This is a genomic window from Enterococcus sp. 22-H-5-01 (assembly GCF_050310005.1).
GTDB classification, from domain to species: Bacteria; Bacillota; Bacilli; order Lactobacillales; family Enterococcaceae; genus Enterococcus_A; species Enterococcus_A hailinensis.
In genome coordinates, this window is the sequence record NZ_CP189993.1 from 480,985 (window position 1) to 501,474 (window position 20,490).

Sequence of the window (20,490 nt, forward strand, 5' to 3'; positions counted from 1 at the left end):
AGACTTTTTTTCTCCTTGAAACGTTGGTATAATTGAAAGTGCTGATTAAAAGAAATGAGGAACTTTAATGAATATAGAAGATATGAAGAAACGCCAAGAGATGATTCGTAATTTTTCGATCATCGCGCATATTGACCATGGAAAGTCGACGTTGGCTGACCGAATTTTAGAACAAACAAATACTGTAAGTTCCCGCGAAATGCAAGCACAACTTTTAGACTCAATGGATTTAGAACGCGAACGTGGAATCACGATCAAGTTAAATGCTGTTGAATTAAATTACACTGCCAAAAATGGTAAAACTTATATTTTTCATTTAATCGACACTCCAGGACACGTCGATTTTACGTATGAAGTTTCAAGAAGTTTAGCGGCCTGTGAAGGAGCTGTGTTAGTTGTTGATGCGGCACAAGGAATCGAAGCTCAAACATTAGCGAATGTTTATTTAGCATTAGATAATGATTTAGAAATTTTACCAGTCATTAATAAAATTGATTTACCAGCTGCAGACCCAGAACGGGTTCGTAAAGAAATCGAGGATGTTATCGGTATCGATGCAGAAGAGGCGGTTTTAGCCAGTGCTAAAGCAGGAATCGGAATTGAAGATATCTTAGAACAAATCGTAACCAATGTACCTGCACCTAGTGGTGATTTAAATGCGCCATTGAAAGCATTGGTTTTCGATTCAATTTATGATAGCTATCGTGGTGTTGTTTTAAACGTTCGTATTACGGATGGCGTTGTTCGTCCAGGGGATAAAATCCAAATGATGAGCAATGGTAAAACTTTCGATGTAACAGAAGTCGGTGTATTCTCACCAAAAACAGTTCAAAGAGATTATTTGATGGTGGGAGATGTTGGTTATATCACTGCCAGCATAAAATCTGTTCAAGATACACGTGTGGGGGATACAGTAACACTAGCAGACAATCCCGCACAAGAAGCGTTGGCTGGTTATCGTAAAATGAATCCAATGGTTTTCTGTGGACTTTATCCAATCGATACTTCTCGTTATAATGATTTGCGTGAAGCATTAGAAAAATTACAATTGAACGATGCTGCATTGCAATTTGAACCAGAAACTTCTCAAGCATTAGGCTTTGGTTTCCGTTGTGGATTTTTAGGATTGCTGCATATGGATGTCGTGCAAGAACGTTTAGAACGTGAATTTAATCTTGAATTGATCACGACAGCACCATCGGTTATTTATCATGTGAACTTAACAGACGGCACTCAATTAGTCGTAGATAATCCTTCAGATTTCCCAGACCCATCAAAAATTCAAAACGTGGAAGAACCTTTTGTAAAAGCGAATATCATGGTACCAAATGAATATGTTGGGGCAGTGATGGAGTTATCACAACGCAAACGTGGCGAGTTTATTACCATGGATTATTTGGATGATTATCGAGTAAATGTCGTTTACAATATTCCGTTATCGGAAATTGTTTTCGATTTCTTTGATAAATTAAAATCAAGTACGAAGGGTTACGCTTCTCTAGATTATGAAATGGCAGATTACCGTGAAAGCCGTTTAGTGAAAATGGATATTCTATTGAATGCTGAGAAAGTCGATGCTTTGAGTTTTATCGTCCACCGCGAGTTCGCCCAAGAACGTGGCCGTGCGATTGTAGATAAATTAAAAACATTGATTCCACGCCAACAATTTGAAGTACCGATCCAAGCAACAATTGGAACAAAAATCGTTGCTCGAACAGACATCAAGGCCTTGCGCAAAAATGTATTGGCAAAATGTTATGGTGGCGATATTTCACGTAAACGTAAACTGTTGGAGAAACAAAAAGAAGGTAAGAAACGAATGAAACAAATCGGTTCAGTTGAAGTTCCTCAAGAAGCCTTTATGGCTGTCTTGAAAATGGACTAAGATGAACCTAAGAAGAAATAAGGGTTTCTTTGAAAATATCGATTTATAATGATTTCTATAAAAATGCCTACTAGTTACATTGATTGTAACTAATAGGCATTTTTTTATGTATTGAATTTTTAGCCCCTCCTATAGTGCATTCCTTGATTGAATTAACTTGAAATAAAATAATTTTTAATCAGTATTTACTGAAATAAATTTGATAATTTCTTAAGTGATACGTATACTAAATAAGGATCTAGCGAGGGCATCTTTTGCTACGTAAGTATTTTTATTACTAATTTTTGAGAGAAGGTAATACATGAAAGATATACGAAAATTTTTGCGTCCTTTAGGTTCTGGATTGGCAATGGGCGTTCCGTTAGTTTTAGGGATAGTACTGAAAGATCCACGGATAAGTTCTGTAGGAGCGATGGGAGCCTTTTCTTATTTGGCTTTCCAACGTATATCGATAGTTTATAATTTAAAGGCGATTTTGATCCATGGAGTGACATTGCTGCTAGCGTTTATTTTAGGGGCATTGACCGCTCTAGTTCCTTGGAGTGCGCCGTTTATCATCGGTTGTTTATCTTATTCAGCTTTTCTATTTTCTAAAATCTATCGTCTTCCTAAACCAGATTATTTTTTTGTTTTAATGTTATATGCTACAGGTTTTAATTTTCATGCTAATACGGTAGGAATTATTCTGCATCAAAGTTCCTATTTGCTTTATGGTTTAGCGGGCTCAATTTTTTCTGGGCTACTAGTGTCATTGGTAGAACGATTACCACTACATACTGAAACAACTAGATTTCAAAAATTATCATTCCAGGATAAATATTATTTGGCTCTGTACCAGCAACCAGAAATGGTATTGAAGGCCCTCCATTTTTCAATTATTTTATTTATCGCAACGTATATTGCTTATTTATTAAGGGATAGTAACGGGTACTGGATCTTGATTTCAGCAGCAGCTGTTTTAGCAGGTGAACATATGGAAAAAATAAAAAATCGAACGATTGGACGCGTGGTTGGCGGGATCGTCGGATTACTTTTGGGTTTTTTATTGATGTCGTTACATTTACCTTTACCCATTTTAGCGGTCGTTTTGATTGTACTTAATTTTCTGACTGAGTTATTTATGCCAATCAATTACACGATTGCGAACTTTTTTACTAATCCACAAGTTTTACTTTTAATGACGATTGGCAGTAGTTTTACTCCCTTACAATTGATACCATTACGCTTTTCTGGAGCATTGATTGGTAGTTTGTTAGCAATGCTATTGATTTTTGTAATGGACTGGTCCCTTAAACAAATGGAGCAAACGATGATACATTTTAAAGAAGAATAAAACAAGCTGTCAATCAAAATTGACAGCTTGTTCTTTATATAGTGGTGAATTCTAATAACTGAACGCCATTTGTATCGATCGTTGAAAATCACAATTATTTTGTCCCATTTTTGAATTAAAACAATTAAAAAATGGGAGATGTTTTGAAATTTTTAGATAGTTGATTCATTGTACGGTATCAGTTAACATATAGGTCTCTTATTTTAGAAGTAAAATAATTGAATGATTTAATAAATTTTTATATTGCAATTAAAAAAGATTTGTATTATGATTACCTAAATTAATAATGAAACATTGAAGAGAAGAGTAATTGATCATGAGACGATTAAAGAGACCATTGGTAGGTGAAAAGAGGGATCGAGGAAAATCAATGAAGATGAGCTCTGAGTATTTGGTTTTGTTCACGCAGGCCAAACGGGATGCGACCGTTATATCGCCGGGTATATTTGTACCGGTGAGGTATTGTTTGTAAGAGCAATACGAATAAGGGTGGTAACGCGAAAATATTCGTCCCTTTATTTATCAGATATCTGATAAATAAAGGGATGGATATTTTTTTTATTTATCAAACTAATCGAGGAGTGTTAAGGATGAAAAAAATTGGTTTTTTATTGGTATTAATAAGTTGTTTGACATTATTTGCAGCTTGCGGAACGAATTCGGCAGCAACAAAAAATGATAAGATAAAAATTGGTGCTTCACCGACACCGCACGCAGAAATTTTAGAACATATCAAACCGGAATTGAAAAAGAAAGGTATTGATCTTGAAATCGTCAAATTCGATGATTACGTATTGCCAAATAAAGCATTGGAAAACGGCGATATCGATGCGAATTATTTTTCTACTGTTCCGTACTTTAACTTACAGAAAAAAGAGAATAATTATGATTTCGCAAATGTTGGAGCAATTCATTTAGAGCCTATGGGGATCTATTCACACAAGATAAAAAAAGTCAGTGATATACCTGCTGGAGCGAAAGTCATTGTTTCAAATGTTCCTTCGGAGTGGGGACGGATTTTAAATATTTTTGAAAAAAATAAACTAATAAAAATTAAAGATGGTGTTCAAATCGATAAAGCCACATTTGATGATATTACTGAAAATCCTAAAAATCTGGTGTTTGACCATAGTGTTGATCCGACATTATTAACATCAGCTTACGAAAATAATGAAGGTGATTTGGTAGCAATCAATTCTAATTTTGCTTATGAAAAAGGTCTAAATCCAGTCAAAGACTCATTGATGATCGAGTCGAACGATTCTCCATATGTTAATATCGTGGCAACAAAAACAAGCGATAAAAATAATAAAGATATCAAAAAAATTGTCGAAGTGTTGCATGAACCAGCTGTACAAAAGTGGATTGAGAAAAAATGGGGCGGCTCAGTCGTACCAGTAGATGAATAAAAAAAGAATTTATGTAAGAAAGAGTGATTGTTAATGGAAAGAGCAATATTTGCAGGCGGATGTTTTTGGTGTATGGTCAAACCCTTTGATAGTTTACCGGGAATTGAATCAGTTATCTCAGGCTATACAGGAGGAACCAGTGAAAATCCAACTTATTTAGAAGTGAAAAGTGGTAAAACCGGGCATACAGAAGCAGTTGAAATCATTTATGATCCATCAGTGATTTCGTATAATGAATTAGTAGAGATTTATTGGCAGCAAACAGATCCGACAGATGCATTTGGTCAGTTCGAAGATCGTGGCAGTAGTTATCGACCAGTAATCTATTTCTTTGATGAAAATCAAAAAGAAATTGCCAAGGTGAGCCGAGATAAATTGCAAAATAGCGGACGTTTTACGGAAAAGATTATTACTCAGATTGAACCAGCGACGACTTTTTATCCTGCGGAAGAAGAACATCAAGAATATTATCAAAGAAATCCTGAAAATTATACAATAAATGCTGAACGTAGAAAGAAATTCATCAAAGAGTTTTGGGAATAGAACGAAGAATAACAAAGAGCAGAAATTTTGTGCTATGCAATTGAGAAAAAAACATTAGCACTAAACAAAGCGCTGGTCCATTACTGGACTAGCGTTTTTTTCTGCAGCTGAAGAGCGTTGCATAAACTGAGCACTACTAATCAAGTTTTCTAATAAATCTTTTCCATTTTGAGAATATGTACAGAATTTTTCCTTACCTAAGACAACAATCAAATAAATTATTTCTTCTATTATATATAATTTACTTCGATTTAAAAATGCGGTCATTGAGCTAAATCTTTTATCGAATTTATTTTCTGTTTTATGAAATTGGATAAGTCGAGAAGTTTCATATTTTGTGATTTTAACTATCATAAGACATTAGTTTACTCAGTAGAAAAATCTGGGACTTTAAAGATTTTGAAGCCATTCACTAAATGGAATCTCATATAATAAGAGAAGAACCAGACGGATATATCATAATGATTTATAGGAGGAAAAAGCATGGTTAGAAGAGTTTTCTTCAGTTTTGATTACGAAACAGACTTAGCACGGGCTTTAGTAGTTAAAAATAATTGGACACTAAAAGAAAACGAAGAAGCTGGATTTATTAATAATGCAGAGTTTGAACGAATAAAACGAGATGGAAGAGAAAATGTAAAAAGTTGGATCGATAAACAATTAGTTGATACAAGTGTGACAGTTGTTTTGATTGGCAGTGAAACTTTAGATTCAGAGTTTGTCCAATATGGTATCCAGCAGAGTTATGCAAGAGGGAATGCTCTTATCGCAATTAAAATAGGTCAAATTAAAAACTTGAATAAGCGAACATCTTTTAGTCAATCAACCGTTAAAATCATTGGGAGAAATAAATTAGATGAACTTCTGTGGTTTGACGAAATCATCGATGCGGAATACGACTATATCAAACATAATGGTTTTGAAAAGCTTGAACAATGGGTCGAACAAGTAGAACAAACACGTGTTAAAAAATATGCTTGAGTACAACCTATAGCAAAGCAACAAACTAGACAGGAATATTTTTTTAAGAACAGGTGCTTAGTGGATAAATAAGCACCTGCTCTTTTTGAATAAATTTGATTAAATTTTAGTTTCTTTATAGATACTAAATTACTTTAAATTTTATAAAAATCATCATGATTGAATTTTATTCACAAATAAATAATTTGTTTTTTTAAACTCAAAATAGGCTTGATAATCTAAATAGGTTTCGTTATACTCGTAAAGAAAAGAACTCGGTTTCAAATAAGGTTATGGAGGTGCTCACGTGTATAAGAATGATAGAAAATGACTATGAAACCCATTTTTACTTAGAGTTTCTAAGCAAGTGAGACAAATCAATATTCCTCCGAGTCTTTTATTTGAAGCGTAAAAATATGCGTTTTTCCAATTAATCGACTGCTCTTTGAGGAACATACTATTTAAATAGGTATGTTTTTTTGTCGTATCCAAAAGTCAGTTCTGTCATTTTAGAAACCGTTTCAAGTGAAAATATAAACTTAAATAGGAGTGAAAAAATGAAGAAAATTGTAGCGGTAGTAAGTTGTTTATTATTGACCATTTTAATTGTGGGGACAAAAACAAATGAGGTCAAAGCAGCAAAAAAAACTAGTAAAGTTCAACGACTGGTCGACAGAAAAGATATTAAATCAGATGATTTCTTTGTAGATGCAAAATGGTTGAAGAAACAAATGAAAGATGATGATAAAACTGTTGTGATCGAAGCTTCTTATGGTGAAGGGAAAGACTATAAGAAAGCGCATATTCCAGGAGCTTTGCATGTCGACACGATGGAAATCGAAACGGAAGAAAATAACTGGAATATTCTAGATGCAGAAACATGTAAAGAAGTTTTCTTAAAACGTGGGGTTACCAAAACAACACCAGTAGTCATCTATTCAAGCGATATCAATGCGGCTTCAAGGGTGGCTTTTGTAGCTTATTGGTTAGGTGTTGATCAAGTAAAAATTTTAGATGGCGGATTTGATGCTTGGGAAAAAGCAGACTATAAAGTTGAAAAAGGAACTGAAAAGGGAACCGCAGCCAAAGATTTTGGAGCAGCTGTACCAGGAAGACCAGAAAGTTTGATTTCAACTTCAGCTGATTTATTAGCAGCAAAAGAAAAAAATCCTGACTTAGTACTTGCAAGTATTCGTTCGTGGAAAGAATTTACAGGCAAAACTAGTGGTTATGACTATATTGAAAATGCAGGTGAACCTGAATGGGCTGTCTATGCTAAATCCAGTAAAACAAGTGCTGATGTCGCTCAATTGATGAATACTGATGGTACAGTCAAAGATCCAACTAAGATTTTTGCAGCTTGGGAAAAATGGGGTATCACACCAGATAAAGAAGTTGCTTTTTATTGTGGAACTGGCTGGAGAGCAGCAACGGCCTTTTTCATTACTAAACAAGAAGGTTGGAAAGATGTCCGCTTGTTTGATGGTGGCTGGTACGATTGGGATAAAGCGCATCAAAAAGATCCAGCTAAATATCCTGTTCAAATCGGTGATCCTAGAGATAAAGACAAAGTAGAAATTTTAAACTAATGAAATTGTTGCGTATTATTCTGCATTTATTGCAAATTGGGTTGCTTTACGGCATGTATCTAGTTCGTGATCTCTATGCGAATCATTTAGGCTTTATGCGAAATGTTTCTTATTACTCACAAAAATTTGACAATAGCATGATCGGTAGCAAAGTTTATTTGCTACCGCTTGTGTTTCTTGTGCTAGCACTTTTACTAATAATAAAAAAAATAGACTTAGAAAAAATTCTGCTATTATTTTTTAGCATCGTTTTTCTAGGATGGATATTCTTATTTGAATTACAAACAATGCCTATTTATTATTTAGTTTGTGGCTTGCTTTGCCTAATTATTCTGATACAAGGAATCATAGTAGTAACAAAAAGGAGTTAAAAAATGGATTATTCACATGAGACACTTGAATTGGCTGAAATGATTGCTGAAACGTGTACAGGCTGTAAACGTTGTATGAAGGATTGTCTTTTTTTACAACGTTATTGTGAGGATCCTCAAGAATTGTTTCAACGTTTTTTATCAGAAGGATTAGAACCGATTATTCCTTATTCATGCATGTTTTGTGGCCGCTGTGCTGTAGTATGTCCATTGCAATTGAAATTAGATGATGCATTTCTTTCGATTCGACGGGATATGATAAAAGAAGGTCTTCCATTGAAGCAATTAAAAAGCGTGGAATTGCATCAAAAACTTTCAATTAGTAAATTATTTACTACAGTGAATGAGGGGAAGTGAAGCTGAGATGAAATATGGATTCATGGCTGGCTGTGCGCTTAGCTCAAGCAGTCCAGAACAAGTCAAAAATAGTATTGAGTATCTAAAAAAATTCTACCCAAACTTGGCAGTTATTCAAGGATGCTGTGGGAAGCCAACTAGGATGATCGGCCAAGAAACATTATTTCAAGAACGCTTTAGCCAATTGACTGAACAAATTCGACAAGCTGACATTGACGAATTGATTGTGGCTTGCCAGGGTTGTATCAAAACAATGACGATCCAAAATCAATTTCCGACGGTTTCTTTATGGGTAAAAATGGTCGAATGCGGCTTACCTAAAGAAGTAATAGGTAAGGCGGCAGAGAGCGATGTCGTATTTTCTGTTCAGGATTCTTGTCCGACAAAAGAAGTGACCGAAATCCATCAAGCTGTTCGGTCCATTTTAGAACAATTGGGGTATCAAGTCGCTAAGAGTCGCTTAAGTGGTAAAAATACTTTGTGTTGCGGAATGGGTGGGATGTGTGGCGTAACGAATCCATCTTTAGCCAAAGAATTTGCAGAAAAACGGGTAGAAGATTTTGGTACCAAGCATATCGTAACTTACTGTGCGAGCTGTACTTCAGCAATGGTTCTTGGAGGAGGCCAAGCATGGCATTTGTTAGATTTGATTTTTGGTCCGGTCATTTATGAGCAGGATAAAAGTGAAGCACATCCACTAGCAAATCCTCTTAAAGCATGGAAGAATCGTTATCAATCAAAAAAAATTGTAACTAGGAGTTAGGTGTAAAAATTGAAAAAGGTAAAAAAGGCAATAGTTAGTATTTTAGCAGTTGGGTTATTATTTTCGTTAGCAGCATGCAAAACCACAAAATCAAAAGAAGCAAAAACAGAAGCTTCGATTAGTACATTTTCTCAAGCCGAACAAGAAGGCAAAGGGCAAACGGTCACTTTTTATGGTTACGGCGGAGATGAAAAAGCTAATTCGTGGGTAGATGAAGTAGTCGCTCCTGCAATGAAAGAAAAATATGATATCAAAGTCAAACGTGTCCCAATGGATATTGATCAAATATTAAATAAATTAATGACTGAAAAAGAAGCGGGTTCTAAAACTGGAGACATTGATGTAATCTGGATCAATGGAGAAAATTTTTATACTGCTAAACAAGCCGATTTATTGTATGGACCAATTACAGATAAGGTAGAAAGCTTCGAAAAATTAATGGATGTGAATGGGCATAATTCTAACTATGATTTTGGAGTGAAAATCGATGGCTATGAGGTGCCTTATGGAAGTGCTCAACTGGTTTTTGCTGGGGATAAAGAACGATTCAAAGATGGATTTCCAACCGATAGCCAGGCTTTATTAACTTATGCCAAAGCGAATCCAGGTAAGATTACTTATACAGCACCGCCAGAATTTACGGGAAGTGCATTTGTTCGTAATATTATTTGTGATATTGTTGGATATGATAAGGTAGAAAATGCTTCAGCAGACAAGGAAGAACTATACAAAGTAATCAAACCAGGATTGGATTATTTAAATGAGATCAAACCTTATTTATGGCAAGCTGGAAAAACCTACCCAACGACAACTGCAGAATTAGATCAAATGTTTGCCGCAGGCCAAATCGATATGAGTTACAGCTACGCTCAAATGCATGTAGCCGAAAAACGTAGTGATAATGAATTCAAAGACACAACAGAATCATTTTTATTTGATAAAGGAACGATCGCTAATCAAAGTTACTTAGCAATTGCCAATACGTCTAAAGTAAAAGCAGGAGCATTGTTATTAGTAAATGAGATGACTAGTGAATCGGCGCAACTAAAAAAGCTGAAGCTAAATATGGATACAGTATTCCACCATTCGATTCTGAAAAACTTTCTGAGACGACCAATCAAAAATTGACTGATTTGTACAAAAATCAAGGAGTACTTTCATTAGAAGAAATGCAAGAAAAACAAATTCCTGAAGTGCAAGCAGAAAAGATCCCAATCATTGAAGCGCTATGGAAAGAACATGTATTAAATGAATAGAAAGCTATTGTTAGCAGCTCCTTATTTGTTATTGAACGGCGTTATTATTTTTGTTGCGCTGTTCAAAGGACTGCAAGTAAGTCTCGGTTACTATCCGTTGATAGGGCTGCGTGATATAACAGTTAATTATTTTAAACAGGTCTTAACGACCGCCTACTTTCAAAAGTCGTTAGGTTATAGTTGCTATATAGCACTAACCGCGACTTTTTTGGCGTTGGTCTGCGGAATTTGGATGGCTTTTTTATTGCTGAAAACCAATTCTAGCTTTTTGCAAAAAGTAATAAGTCTCCCAATCTCATTGCCTCATATCATTGTAGCTTTATTAGCATTACAATTATTCAGTCAAACAGGTATTATTTCTCGCTTTTTTTATCAAATAGGTTGGATAAATGATATTGGACAATTCCCATTACTGATTCATGATGTAAAGGGTTATGGAATTCTTTTTGTCTTTTTATATAAAGAAATTCCTTATGTAGCAATTACGATTTTAGCTATTTTAAAACAGCTCCAATTTGGATATATCGATGTAGCTAAAAATTTAGGTGCATCACAGGTTAGAATTTTAACGACGATTATCTTACCAATGATCCAAAAAACGATTTGCTCGATGTTTGTTATTCTGTTTTGTTTTACTTTTGCTTCATTCGAAGTACCATTTTTATTGGGGAATCCCAGCTACGAAACTGTTGCGATGGCAGCATATGATTTATTTACGCAAGCAGATCTAGCGTCAAGACCTCAAGCATTTGCTTTAAACCTTGTGATGTCAGGTATTTGCCTTTTTGTCAGTGTTTTATTATTTGTTATTAGTCGTCTATTACCAGGAGGGAGAAGTACTAAGTGAAAATAAAAAAAAGAATTTCCTTTATTTTCTTAGGTGTCATAGCATTGCTGATTACTCTCCCATTAAGTTTATTGTTTTTTTGGTCCTTTAATGGTAAATGGATGTATCCAGCTGTGTTTCCAGAACAATATACGTTGAAAATATTTCGTCAAATGCTGCAAGAACCTAACTTTTTATCAGCTATTTTAAATACCGTATTGATTGGAATGGGGGCAACTATAGGCAGTTTACTGATTGCATTACCAGCTGCCCGGTACTTTGCTTTCCAAAAAAAGTGGTCGCAACGTTTTGTGGAGATTCTGATTTATTTACCATTGATTTTACCTGTGATCGCCATTACAACCGCAAGTCAAATTTTATTCTTGAAATTTCATTTAACTGGTAGTTTTAGTGGTGTTGTATTAATCCATATTTATTTTTGCTTGCCTTATGCAATGCAAATTCTGTTAGAGAGTTATCGGAAAATGGGGGAAGAATACAGTGCAACGGCGTACACTTTAGGGGCGGGAAGTCTACGTACTTTTTATTTAGTGACATTACCGCTATTACGACCGGGAATTATTACTTCGGCTTCATTAGTATTCATTGTGTCGTGCAGTCAATATTTGCCGACTTTCTTTATCGGAGGCGGTCGCATTATTACTTTACCATTATTACTTTTACCTTACGCCAATAATGGCCGTTTAGGTATTGCTTCGGCATATAGCTTGATTTTTTTAGGATGTACACTAATCGGTGTCTTTATGCTAAAAATGATGATTGGAGGAATCAGTCATGGGAGTAAGTGTTCGTAATTTAGCACTTCATTATGGGAAAAAAGCAATTCTAGAAAATATATCTTTTGATCTCTTTGATGAAGAAGTAATTGCTTTGTTTGGGCCTTCAGGAGTAGGGAAGACCAGTTTACTAAAAATGATTGCTGGAATCCAACCTGTAAAGAAAGGATCAATCCAATTTAATGGTAACGATAGTCAGGCAGATACGATTTTAGTTTTTCAAGATTTCTGGCTGTTCCCACATATGACGGTTAGCGAAAATATTGCTTTCGGATTGAAAGCACGAAAATTTGCAAAATCAGTGATCAACCAAAAAATTGCTCAAATGATAACTGTCTTTGATCTAATTGGGTTAGAAAATCAATATCCAGATCAATTATCGGGTGGTCAAAAGCAACGAGTAGCTCTTGCGCGAGCAATTGTTTTAGAACCTAAATTACTTCTGTTAGATGAACCATTTGCCAATTTAGATAGTCATTTAAAAGATTCAATGCGCCAATATTTGATTGCATTAAAGAAGAAGTACCATTTTGGAATTATTATGGTGACGCATGATCGTGAAGAAGCATTCCAACTAGCTGATCGAATGATCATGCTTTTAGATGGTCAGCTCAAACAGGATGCATCCCCTGAAGAAATTTATCGATCTCCTAAAAATCAACAAATAGCAAAAGCAATCGGAGAATATAATTTTGTCAAAGGGACGATTAGAAATAATTCCTTCTATTTGAATGGCGAAGAAATTCAAATTTCAAATCCAGAAGCAATCAATAATCAATCGATGTTATATATTCCTTCAAATACAAAAATAAAATGTGCTGAATCAGGGATTCCATGCAAAATAAAATCAGTCGATTGGACACCGAATGGTCAACGAGTTCAAGCTGAAATTGCGGGGACAAGATGTCTACTAACAAATCTTTCTTTACAACCAAAGGTGGAAGAAGTTTTGCTTCGATTTGAAGAACCGCTTTTAGTGGTAAATCCATGATCTCAATTATTATCCCAACACTAAATGAAGAAAAAACAATTGAAAAATTATTGGATCAATTTGAAAGTATGACCACTTCCGTTCCGTTTGAATTGATTATTGTTGATGGCGGCAGTAATGATCAGACCGTATCGCTAGCAAAAAACTACGGCCAAGTCTATCAATTGTTGGATGCCAATCGAGGTGCCCAGCTTGCTTACGGAGCAATGAAAAGTTCTGGTGACATCTTATGGTTTTTACATAGCGATACTGTGCTTGAAACAACGAACGACATATTAACGACCATTGAAAAAAACGTTCTCGATCCAAGTTATAGTGCAGCTTTTTTTAGAATAAAATTTGATTCAACTGAATTTTTTTATCGCTATTTAGCAGCGACCTCGACTTTACGAGCACGCTTTTTAGGATTAATCTTTGGCGATCAAGGATTAGTAACGACTCGTGAAAATTATGAGAAAGCAGGTGGTTTTGAATCGCTTCCTTTAATGGAAGATTGGTGTCTAAGCCGCCGTTTAAGAAAAATCGGAAAATTCCAGCTGCTTCCATATACTATTCAAACATCCAGTCGTCGCTTTCAAAAAGGGAAATTGCGTACGCATTTAAGAATGCATCAAATAAAATTGTTGTATTTGTTTGGAGTATCGCCTAAAAAATTAGTTGAGCGTTATTACAAATAGAAGGAGATCATAATGTTAATCAAAATCCATACGTATTTAAAAGAATATCATTTGATTGAGAAACTCCAACTTTCTGATCCAGTTATAATCGAGTTTTTAGCTAAGGGTGAATACAATCAAAATTTCTTGATTTCAGATCGAACAAAGAAATTTGTTTTCCGCTTGAATTATGGTAGTCAACTTCATTTGAAGAACCAAATCCAGTATGAATATCAAGCATTGAAATGGCTAGAACGGACAAAACGTACACCTCGAGTTTATCACGTGGACGATCAAAAAAAATTTTTTGATCAAGGCATATTGATTATGGAATATCTAGCAGGTGAGCCTTTAGATTATCGCAAGGACTTATCAAAAGCGGCAAAAATATTTGGTGAGATTCATCAACAACCACTAGATGAGGCTGCAGATCGTTTATTTGTTAAAGAAAAGCAATCAATCCTTGCTGCTCGGGTGGCTGAATGCGAACAGTTACTTGAGCCAGTTTTCAAGAGCAACTATGTTTCTAAATCGGCCAAGAATCAATTAGCTGATGGCTTGGATTGGTGCAAAAAAAATGTGGATCAGCAACAATTCTTCATTGATTTGGATCATTGGTGTGTAGTGAATACGGAAGTAAACTCACATAATTTTATTATCGGTCAACAAGGTTTTTTGATTGACTGGGAAAAACCGGTCATCAGTCATGCAGTCCAAGACATTTCACAATTTTTAGCGTCGACAACTACTTTATGGCGCAGCAATATTGTTTTGAAACAAACGGAAAAAGAACAGTTTATTCAAGAGTATTTGAAAGTAACCAATTTTGACGGTGAAATATTCAAAGAGGCACTCCATATTTATCATCCATATTTGATGTTACGCGCCTTATCTTGGTCAGCAATGGCTTATGATAGCTATCAAAGAAATACGAAGGAATTACAAAATCAAGAAATTTTCGAGAAAGTAAAAACATATTTGCAAGAGGATTTTTTGCGTGAAGCCTTAAAGGAGCAGATCATTGAATAAAAAAGCATATATACTGTTCACACGTATTCCAACTCCAAATAAAGTAAAAACGCGGTTGCAACCAAAACTTACTGGAGAAGAAGCCGCTCAAGTACAACTAGAACTTTTAAAAGATAGTTTCATTAAATTTGAAACATTAAAAAACAATGGGATTGATCTTTTTTTAGCGTACTCAGATGAAGCTGATCCGACTATATTTTTAAAAAGTCTGCCTGAAAACTTTGAGTCATTCCCGCAGATAGGGGAAACAATTGGTGAGCGAATGGATAATGCAATCAAAACAATTTTTGCTAAAGGCTATGAACAAGTCATTTTGACTGGAAGTGATATTCCAAATCTAAATCAAAAAATACTCCAGCAGGCGTTCGCCAATCTGGAAGAAGTCGTGATCGGTCCTTCAGCTGATGGTGGATATTATTTGATCGGTTCGACATCTTTGATCGATTTATCACTAATTTTTCAATCGAAAATTGACTGGGGAAAGCAAGCTGTTTTGCAGACAACGATAGCGATCTTATCTAAAAGTAAGATTTATTTACTACCAACATTAAAAGACATCGACTATCCTGAAGATTTATTAGAAGCGATAGAGCATAGCAGAAAAGATAACCATTTTTTTAATCGATGGTTGGAAGAAAATCGAGGACTAATCCTATGAAGAAAGTTATTTTTGATTGTGATAATACTTTTGGGCTACCAGGTCATGATATCGATGATGGTTTAACACTACTTTATTTACTAGGTGCTCCGACGATTGAAATATCAGGCGTTACGCTAACTTTTGGCAATAGTGATTTAACTGATGTTGAAAAAATAACACAGGACTTTTATCAAAAACTAAATCTTTCATTTAATTATTACGCTAGAAATCAAGCGCAATTTTTAGTTGATCAAGTGAACCGCTATCCTGGTGAAATCACTCTTTTAGCGACAGGCGCATTGACAAATTTGGCGCAAGCCCAAACGATAGATCCTGCTTTTTTTAGTAAAGTAAAAGAAATCATTTTGATGGGTGGGGTGGTGAAACCACTAGTAGTCAATCAAACACATGTTGAAGAGTTGAATTTTTCAAGCGATGCTCTCGCTACAGAAAAAGTGCTTTTAAGCCAAGCTAAGCTCACGATTATGAATGGCCATATGACCGCCCAAGCATTTTTTTCAAAGAATGATTTAGAAATTTTTCTTACTAAGATAAGTGGATGCCTTTCAGTACAAAGTTTTAACTGGTTCAAGTCGACCTTGGAAAGTTGGATACAGTGGAATGAAAAACAGTTTAATTTTAAAGGATTTTGCAATTGGGATATGACGACAGCAGTGTACTTAGAACAGCCTGAATTATTTAGTGCTGAAAATTATTATCTAGCAGCTAAACAACCCGAACTAATGGTTGGGAAAATGAGAATTGTAGACACTTCAGCTTATTTAATTAAAATGCCGGATCAGTTAACAAATATCATTGAATTCAATCAGTTAGTGATTGATCGTATGACTAAAGGATTGAGTAGCTAGGAGGAGCAGATCAATGAAAAAAATTCTCGGTTCTATCTTATTTATACTGGGTATTTTCATTTTGGCTAATCATTTTGGATTTATTGAATTATTGACAAACATTGACAATTTGCGCAATATTTTAGAAAGACTAGGATGGGTTGGTTATCTCTTTTTCATCTTATTATCGATTGTTGTAGCGGTCTTCCTACTACCAGGACAATTTTTAGCTATTGTTGGAGGTTTGGTTTATGGTGGTTTTGTCGGGGGATGTCTGACGATCATAGGCGCTTCACTAGGCTGTACGATTTCATTTATTATTGGAAAATATCTTGCACGAGATTACATTGTTCAACGGTTTAAAAATGATGCAACATTTCAAGAAATAGAACAGGGTGTGCGAGAAAATGGTATTTCTTTTTTGATTTTTACACGCTTAGTTCCGATATTTCCATTTGCAATCCAAAGTTACGCATATGCTTTAACTCCGATGAGCCTCAAAAAATTTAGTCTGATTTCTTTTCTGACGATGATGCCTGCTAGTTTTGTATATACGTTTATGGCATCAGAAATCGCAAGTAAAGGGATTTCTTTTTCCGTATTCATTGAGTTAGCAGTCGCAGGGATTTTGCTATCATTATTAGCCTATTTACCAAAAAAAATTAGTCGAAAGATCCATCGTCTAGATACTGAGTATAATAAAACGAAATAGCCAACCTAGACTTTTATCTAGGTTGGCTATTTATTATTTAATAAAAAGATAAATGACGGAGTAAACATAATAAGCTAAAATCAGCAGGGAAATAATACAAGATGCTTGAATGAAAAAACCACCACGAACTGGTTTAGTTACTTTGACTTTACGTGATTTTCTACGAGTCATTTCAACAGGAGCTGTATTGATTTCGGTCACTTTTCGTTTTGGATTTCTAAGAAAAACAATGGCTAGTAAATCGATAAACAACGTAGCTTGTAAAATGACACTAATAATTGAAACGACTTGATCATTTTTTATAATACGAAATGCTAATAATATCGCCATCAATAAATCGATTAGTATAGTTAATACTATGGGCATAGGAACGCTCCTTTAAACTAGGTTTAGTTAACACAAAATATTATAGCATAGAAATTCTCAGATATTTTCGAAATATTTGTGAAGGTAACAAGGTAAAACTTATTTATTTTTTTTCAAAGAGTACATAGTCCAATATAGTAAGCATGTCAAAAGAGAGAATAAGAGTAAAAAACCTAACCCCAGTGCGCCTTCAACAGATTGCGTATGGGAATGATTGATTAATAAATAAATGCAAATAAAGGTTGGTATCAAAGAAAGGTATAGACGAATTAATCCACGATCATTTCTGAATAACCAAAAGTAAATGATTGTCATGAATATAAAAATAGTATAAATAACAAATGATACTAGAAATCCGACATCCATAAAAAACCCTCCTTTGTTAATAGTATAGCAAATTTTATAAGAGTAATAAATAACATTAATATTACCTTTTGATTTTTTTATATTTATAAAAAATTAAAAGGTAACACATACTTAATTTTGGCTAGGCTTACTAATTTTTTTTAAATGAAAATGGACAAAATAAACAGTAAAATAAAAACCTTCCTCAATGAAAAATCATTGAGGAAGGTTTTTTTATTCTGCATCCGTGATTTCTGAAATGACAAAAAAATTGTGCAACGTTTCTAATGGATGTTCATATTTTTTGCCGATAGCAGTCAAAATAGTGTGATCTGATTTTAGAACATTTTTTGTTTCGCTATACAAAGTATCGGAAGGTAAATGAACCTCAAAGGCTTTTTTATCTGCCAAATTCAACGGTTTTTGAAAGAAATAACCAACAATCTTTTTCATTAAAGCAACTCCTTATAGGATTATTTTGTTATATATTACATCAATGGTATAGGTATAACCAGAAATATGCTCTATAACACTTGTAATTTTAAAAGAGTCGCAATAATGCGATGCAGAGTACACCAGTGACTACAATTTTCATAAGATCATTGGTTCTGATGCCAACAATTAGCGCTGGGATACAGGCGATCATTTCAGGGATTTTTAAAGTTGGAAATTGGGCAGTATGAAATTCCAATAAACTTTGCAATAAAAGTGCTGTTAAAATCGTCATAGGCAAATAACTCAAAAATTCTTCTACCATTGTTGGCAAGGTAAAAGCTTTCGTTAAAATAAATGGAGCGATACGTGGAATCCAAGTAACTACAGCACACCCTAAAATAGTAGCTAAGTAGTAAGAATTACTCATTTTTTATTACCACCCCCGTTAAACAGCCCAATAAAGTTGCCACAATAACTGACATTTCTGCTGATAAAAAGCGCATAGCTACATAGAGACTGATAATCGTTACTAATAGAATGTTAATTGTTTTTGTTTTTTGTCTAATCAGGGGTAATTTTACTTGAAAGAGAAACAATCCTAAAAACATGGCAGTTAAGGCGAAGTCAAAACCAAACATCGTTGGGTCAGGAATAAAATTTCCTAACAAGGCTCCGATGACGGTTGATAAAACCCAAACTAGATAAGCAGTTAAATTTAATCCATGTAGCCATCGACTAGTGACATTTTTTTCTTGAGCCAAGGTAGACATCAACACACCATAAGATTCATCTGTCAATAATGTCCCGATGCCGATACCATTTAATAAAGAATCTTTTTTAAAATAGCTGGCAACAGAGAGACTCATCAGTAAGTGACGTAAATTAATAAGAAAAACAGTAAAAATGATTGATAGAATTGGTGCATTTAAAAGAAGCAAGCCGCATAAAATGAACTGAGCACTTCCGGCATACACCAAAGTAGACATTAAAAAAATCTGGAAAATAGTTAGATTTGCTGATTTTCCAACAATCCCAAGAGCAATCCCGATTCCTAAGTAACCCATGATCGTAGGAAGGCAAGCCTTCACGCCATCAATAAATGAAGCAGTTTTAATTAGTCGTGTATCCATAATAACTCCTCTCATCTTTTTTTAATCATATTAGACTATAAAGAATAAAATGACAATAGAAGTTTAAGTGATTACGTCATCATAAATTGTTTCTTTTGGTAAATATGTTTTCTGAATATAAATAAAATAATCAGCAAAGATTAATTATTAGAAAATATACCTTAGATTTTATTTATCAAAGTTGGATGAGGTATAATGGATAAAAGGGAGGCGTTTTCAGTGAAAGAAAAATATAAAAAAATCTTGATTGCTGTAGATGGTTCACCATCTTCGACAGATGCATTTCATGAAGCGTTGGATATTGCCGAAAGAAATGAGTCAAAGTTGTTTTTATTAACAGTCGTAGATTATAAGTTTTCAATTGGTGATCCAGCATTTATCAATGATGCACTAAAATTTCATTTAAATAATGCTGAAATTGAACTAGAAAAATTGGTATCTGAATCCAATATCAGTGATTTTGATTATGAGACAAAAATCGATTCTGGTAATCCTAAACACAAAATTATTGAGTATGCGGCTGAAAATCAAGTAGACTTGATCGTAGTAGGCGCAACAGGTCAAGGTGCAGTTGAACGAGCCATCGTAGGATCAACCACTGCTCATGTAGTAAACAATGCAAAATGCAATGTAATGGTAGTAAGAGCATAAAAAAAGAACTTGCTTCTATAGCAAGTTCTTTTTTTATTGGGATGGTAGGGCTCGAACCTACACTTACCTGATTCAGAGTCAGGCGCCTTACCAATTTGGCCATATCCCACTAAGAACAGAAAAATTATAACGCTAGTTTTCCTATTCTTCAACTGTTAAGGTCTCTAAATTTTTTTACCAGCTTGTTTTAAGGCGGCTAATACGATATTTCCATCAGCAAAACCGAGGTTGATTTTGATTGTTTCTTTTTCAAAGACTAAGCTTAAACGGATACCGTTCAGTTTCTTTTTGCCACTGATTTCTTTGCATTGGTATAAGTTGTATTTATAAGCTTTTTGTTTGCTCAACGCGTAGAGCATCGTGCCTGAAATACCATAAGCAGTCAAACCTTCTTGTTTTTTTAAACTCTCATATTTGTGAAATCCGATAAAAGAGAAAGAAAAATTTATTTTAGGAAAGGTTTGTAGAAATTTTTCATACAACTCTATGCCTTTTGCTTCTCCCGTGTTGTAATTGATCCCATAATGTTTTGTGAATCGATAAAGTTCTTTTGCTGTGTTCATAATATCCTCGCTTAATTTAGTAATACTAGTATAAA

General features: G+C 34.5%; 25 protein-coding genes, 1 tRNA gene and 1 other annotated feature. Of the genes, 19 read left to right on the forward strand and 7 right to left on the reverse strand.

Features of this window, described 5'->3' with window-relative positions:
- Nucleotides 1-67: 67 nt before the first annotated feature.
- The 4 genes from lepA (at nt 68) to msrA (ending at nt 5,170) form a co-directional block, all read left to right on the forward strand.
- Nucleotides 68-1,885 carry a translation elongation factor 4 gene (gene lepA, locus ACQKTA_RS02435; RefSeq protein WP_427814054.1) on the forward strand — a complete coding sequence of 606 codons (1,818 nt, stop codon included), beginning with the start codon at nt 68-70 and terminating at the stop codon, nt 1,883-1,885.
- A 301-nt stretch (nt 1,886-2,186) separates the two neighbouring features.
- On the forward strand, nt 2,187-3,218 hold the full coding sequence (locus tag ACQKTA_RS02440) for an FUSC family protein (RefSeq protein ID WP_332581426.1): 1,032 nt from the start codon (nt 2,187-2,189) through the stop codon (nt 3,216-3,218).
- Nucleotides 3,219-3,503: 285 nt separating this feature from the next.
- Nucleotides 3,504-3,736 (forward strand) — a binding site (T-box leader).
- A gap of 72 nt (nt 3,737-3,808) precedes the next feature.
- Nucleotides 3,809-4,627 carry a MetQ/NlpA family ABC transporter substrate-binding protein gene (locus ACQKTA_RS02445; RefSeq protein ID WP_427814055.1) on the forward strand — a complete coding sequence of 273 codons (819 nt, stop codon included), beginning with the start codon at nt 3,809-3,811 and terminating at the stop codon, nt 4,625-4,627.
- A 33-nt stretch (nt 4,628-4,660) separates the two neighbouring features.
- Nucleotides 4,661-5,170: a peptide-methionine (S)-S-oxide reductase MsrA gene (msrA, locus tag ACQKTA_RS02450; protein ID WP_427814056.1), complete on the forward strand. Its 510-nt coding sequence runs from the start codon at nt 4,661-4,663 to the stop codon at nt 5,168-5,170.
- A 60-nt stretch (nt 5,171-5,230) separates the two neighbouring features.
- Here msrA and ACQKTA_RS02455 read toward each other — a convergent pair whose 3' ends face one another.
- On the reverse strand, nt 5,231-5,437 hold the full coding sequence (locus ACQKTA_RS02455) for a hypothetical protein (protein WP_427814057.1): 207 nt from the start codon (nt 5,435-5,437) through the stop codon (nt 5,231-5,233).
- 216 nt (nt 5,438-5,653) lie between these two features.
- Between ACQKTA_RS02455 and ACQKTA_RS02460 the strand changes: the two genes are divergently transcribed.
- From ACQKTA_RS02460 to ACQKTA_RS02525, 14 genes are all read left to right on the forward strand, one after another.
- Nucleotides 5,654-6,151: a TIR domain-containing protein gene (locus ACQKTA_RS02460; protein ID WP_427814058.1), complete on the forward strand. Its 498-nt coding sequence runs from the start codon at nt 5,654-5,656 to the stop codon at nt 6,149-6,151.
- A gap of 536 nt (nt 6,152-6,687) precedes the next feature.
- Complete coding sequence (locus ACQKTA_RS02465; RefSeq protein WP_427814059.1) at nt 6,688-7,719, forward strand: sulfurtransferase; 1,032 nt, start codon at nt 6,688-6,690, stop codon at nt 7,717-7,719.
- Between the two features lie 374 nt (nt 7,720-8,093).
- A complete protein-coding gene (locus tag ACQKTA_RS02470) occupies nt 8,094-8,447 on the forward strand; it encodes a 4Fe-4S dicluster domain-containing protein (RefSeq protein WP_427814060.1) in 354 nt (117 codons plus the stop codon).
- A 7-nt stretch (nt 8,448-8,454) separates the two neighbouring features.
- Nucleotides 8,455-9,210 (forward strand): heterodisulfide reductase-related iron-sulfur binding cluster, encoded by a 756-nt coding sequence (locus tag ACQKTA_RS02475; protein WP_427814061.1) that lies wholly within the window; start codon nt 8,455-8,457, stop codon nt 9,208-9,210.
- A gap of 9 nt (nt 9,211-9,219) precedes the next feature.
- Complete coding sequence (locus ACQKTA_RS02480) at nt 9,220-10,338, forward strand: ABC transporter substrate-binding protein (RefSeq protein ID WP_427814062.1); 1,119 nt, start codon at nt 9,220-9,222, stop codon at nt 10,336-10,338.
- A 5-nt stretch (nt 10,339-10,343) separates the two neighbouring features.
- The gene (locus ACQKTA_RS02485) at nt 10,344-10,466 is read left to right on the forward strand and encodes a hypothetical protein (protein WP_427814063.1); all 123 of its coding nucleotides are present in this window, start codon (nt 10,344-10,346) and stop codon (nt 10,464-10,466) included.
- A complete protein-coding gene (locus ACQKTA_RS02490; RefSeq protein ID WP_427814064.1) occupies nt 10,459-11,313 on the forward strand; it encodes an ABC transporter permease in 855 nt (284 codons plus the stop codon). The genes ACQKTA_RS02485 and ACQKTA_RS02490 overlap by 8 nt, the downstream gene beginning before the upstream one ends.
- Nucleotides 11,310-12,107: an ABC transporter permease gene (locus ACQKTA_RS02495; protein WP_427814065.1), complete on the forward strand. Its 798-nt coding sequence runs from the start codon at nt 11,310-11,312 to the stop codon at nt 12,105-12,107. The genes ACQKTA_RS02490 and ACQKTA_RS02495 overlap by 4 nt, the downstream gene beginning before the upstream one ends.
- Nucleotides 12,088-13,080 (forward strand): ABC transporter ATP-binding protein, encoded by a 993-nt coding sequence (locus ACQKTA_RS02500; RefSeq protein WP_427814066.1) that lies wholly within the window; start codon nt 12,088-12,090, stop codon nt 13,078-13,080. The genes ACQKTA_RS02495 and ACQKTA_RS02500 overlap by 20 nt, the downstream gene beginning before the upstream one ends.
- Nucleotides 13,077-13,757, forward strand: coding sequence for a TIGR04283 family arsenosugar biosynthesis glycosyltransferase (locus ACQKTA_RS02505; RefSeq protein WP_427814067.1), 681 nt, complete (start codon nt 13,077-13,079; stop codon nt 13,755-13,757). Before ACQKTA_RS02500 ends, ACQKTA_RS02505 begins: the two co-directional genes overlap by 4 nt.
- Before the next feature lie 12 nt (nt 13,758-13,769).
- Nucleotides 13,770-14,765, forward strand: coding sequence for an aminoglycoside phosphotransferase family protein (locus ACQKTA_RS02510; protein WP_427814068.1), 996 nt, complete (start codon nt 13,770-13,772; stop codon nt 14,763-14,765).
- Nucleotides 14,758-15,423: a TIGR04282 family arsenosugar biosynthesis glycosyltransferase gene (locus ACQKTA_RS02515; protein WP_427814069.1), complete on the forward strand. Its 666-nt coding sequence runs from the start codon at nt 14,758-14,760 to the stop codon at nt 15,421-15,423. Before ACQKTA_RS02510 ends, ACQKTA_RS02515 begins: the two co-directional genes overlap by 8 nt.
- Nucleotides 15,420-16,274 (forward strand): nucleoside hydrolase, encoded by an 855-nt coding sequence (locus ACQKTA_RS02520; protein ID WP_427814070.1) that lies wholly within the window; start codon nt 15,420-15,422, stop codon nt 16,272-16,274. The genes ACQKTA_RS02515 and ACQKTA_RS02520 overlap by 4 nt, the downstream gene beginning before the upstream one ends.
- A gap of 13 nt (nt 16,275-16,287) precedes the next feature.
- Nucleotides 16,288-16,965, forward strand: coding sequence for a TVP38/TMEM64 family protein (locus ACQKTA_RS02525; RefSeq protein WP_427814071.1), 678 nt, complete (start codon nt 16,288-16,290; stop codon nt 16,963-16,965).
- Nucleotides 16,966-16,998: 33 nt separating this feature from the next.
- Here ACQKTA_RS02525 and ACQKTA_RS02530 read toward each other — a convergent pair whose 3' ends face one another.
- The 4 genes from ACQKTA_RS02530 to ACQKTA_RS02545 form a co-directional block, all read right to left on the reverse strand.
- The gene (locus tag ACQKTA_RS02530) at nt 16,999-17,331 is read right to left on the reverse strand and encodes a hypothetical protein (protein ID WP_427814072.1); all 333 of its coding nucleotides are present in this window, start codon (nt 17,329-17,331) and stop codon (nt 16,999-17,001) included.
- Nucleotides 17,332-17,910: 579 nt separating this feature from the next.
- Entirely contained in the window at nt 17,911-18,129 is a 219-nt protein-coding gene (locus ACQKTA_RS02535) for a hypothetical protein (protein ID WP_332580523.1), read from the reverse strand.
- An 88-nt stretch (nt 18,130-18,217) separates the two neighbouring features.
- Entirely contained in the window at nt 18,218-18,538 is a 321-nt protein-coding gene (locus ACQKTA_RS02540) for an AzlD domain-containing protein (protein ID WP_427814073.1), read from the reverse strand.
- A complete protein-coding gene (locus ACQKTA_RS02545) occupies nt 18,531-19,241 on the reverse strand; it encodes an AzlC family ABC transporter permease (RefSeq protein WP_427814074.1) in 711 nt (236 codons plus the stop codon). Before ACQKTA_RS02545 ends, ACQKTA_RS02540 begins: the two co-directional genes overlap by 8 nt.
- 219 nt (nt 19,242-19,460) lie before the next feature.
- Between ACQKTA_RS02545 and ACQKTA_RS02550 the strand changes: the two genes are divergently transcribed.
- Nucleotides 19,461-19,892 carry a universal stress protein gene (locus ACQKTA_RS02550; protein ID WP_427814075.1) on the forward strand — a complete coding sequence of 144 codons (432 nt, stop codon included), beginning with the start codon at nt 19,461-19,463 and terminating at the stop codon, nt 19,890-19,892.
- 36 nt (nt 19,893-19,928) lie between these two features.
- Here the strand turns inward: ACQKTA_RS02550 and ACQKTA_RS02555 are convergent.
- Together ACQKTA_RS02555 and ACQKTA_RS02560 are read right to left on the reverse strand one after the other, a co-directional pair.
- Nucleotides 19,929-20,001: transfer RNA gene (locus tag ACQKTA_RS02555), tRNA-Gln, on the reverse strand.
- Nucleotides 20,002-20,056: 55 nt separating this feature from the next.
- On the reverse strand, nt 20,057-20,455 hold the full coding sequence (locus tag ACQKTA_RS02560) for a hypothetical protein (protein WP_427814076.1): 399 nt from the start codon (nt 20,453-20,455) through the stop codon (nt 20,057-20,059).
- Nucleotides 20,456-20,490: the final 35 nt, after the last annotated feature.

What these genes read in the sequence shown, in the direction of transcription:
- ACQKTA_RS02530 (WP_427814072.1), bottom strand. Translation starts at nt 17,331, where the DNA reads ATGCCCATAGTATTAACTATACTAATCGATTTATTGATGGCGATATTA.
- ACQKTA_RS02460 (WP_427814058.1), top strand. Translation starts at nt 5,654, where the DNA reads ATGGTTAGAAGAGTTTTCTTCAGTTTTGATTACGAAACAGACTTAGCA.
- ACQKTA_RS02510 (WP_427814068.1), top strand. Translation starts at nt 13,770, where the DNA reads ATGTTAATCAAAATCCATACGTATTTAAAAGAATATCATTTGATTGAG.
- lepA (WP_427814054.1), top strand. Translation starts at nt 68, where the DNA reads ATGAATATAGAAGATATGAAGAAACGCCAAGAGATGATTCGTAATTTT.
- ACQKTA_RS02505 (WP_427814067.1), top strand. Translation starts at nt 13,077, where the DNA reads ATGATCTCAATTATTATCCCAACACTAAATGAAGAAAAAACAATTGAA.
- ACQKTA_RS02440 (WP_332581426.1), top strand. Translation starts at nt 2,187, where the DNA reads ATGAAAGATATACGAAAATTTTTGCGTCCTTTAGGTTCTGGATTGGCA.
- ACQKTA_RS02470 (WP_427814060.1), top strand. Translation starts at nt 8,094, where the DNA reads ATGGATTATTCACATGAGACACTTGAATTGGCTGAAATGATTGCTGAA.
- ACQKTA_RS02540 (WP_427814073.1), bottom strand. Translation starts at nt 18,538, where the DNA reads ATGAGTAATTCTTACTACTTAGCTACTATTTTAGGGTGTGCTGTAGTT.
- ACQKTA_RS02445 (WP_427814055.1), top strand. Translation starts at nt 3,809, where the DNA reads ATGAAAAAAATTGGTTTTTTATTGGTATTAATAAGTTGTTTGACATTA.
- ACQKTA_RS02475 (WP_427814061.1), top strand. Translation starts at nt 8,455, where the DNA reads ATGAAATATGGATTCATGGCTGGCTGTGCGCTTAGCTCAAGCAGTCCA.
- ACQKTA_RS02455 (WP_427814057.1), bottom strand. Translation starts at nt 5,437, where the DNA reads ATGACCGCATTTTTAAATCGAAGTAAATTATATATAATAGAAGAAATA.
- ACQKTA_RS02500 (WP_427814066.1), top strand. Translation starts at nt 12,088, where the DNA reads ATGGGAGTAAGTGTTCGTAATTTAGCACTTCATTATGGGAAAAAAGCA.
- ACQKTA_RS02490 (WP_427814064.1), top strand. Translation starts at nt 10,459, where the DNA reads ATGAATAGAAAGCTATTGTTAGCAGCTCCTTATTTGTTATTGAACGGC.
- ACQKTA_RS02520 (WP_427814070.1), top strand. Translation starts at nt 15,420, where the DNA reads ATGAAGAAAGTTATTTTTGATTGTGATAATACTTTTGGGCTACCAGGT.
- ACQKTA_RS02525 (WP_427814071.1), top strand. Translation starts at nt 16,288, where the DNA reads ATGAAAAAAATTCTCGGTTCTATCTTATTTATACTGGGTATTTTCATT.
- ACQKTA_RS02560 (WP_427814076.1), bottom strand. Translation starts at nt 20,455, where the DNA reads ATGAACACAGCAAAAGAACTTTATCGATTCACAAAACATTATGGGATC.
- ACQKTA_RS02545 (WP_427814074.1), bottom strand. Translation starts at nt 19,241, where the DNA reads ATGGATACACGACTAATTAAAACTGCTTCATTTATTGATGGCGTGAAG.
- ACQKTA_RS02535 (WP_332580523.1), bottom strand. Translation starts at nt 18,129, where the DNA reads ATGAAAAAGATTGTTGGTTATTTCTTTCAAAAACCGTTGAATTTGGCA.
- msrA (WP_427814056.1), top strand. Translation starts at nt 4,661, where the DNA reads ATGGAAAGAGCAATATTTGCAGGCGGATGTTTTTGGTGTATGGTCAAA.
- ACQKTA_RS02465 (WP_427814059.1), top strand. Translation starts at nt 6,688, where the DNA reads ATGAAGAAAATTGTAGCGGTAGTAAGTTGTTTATTATTGACCATTTTA.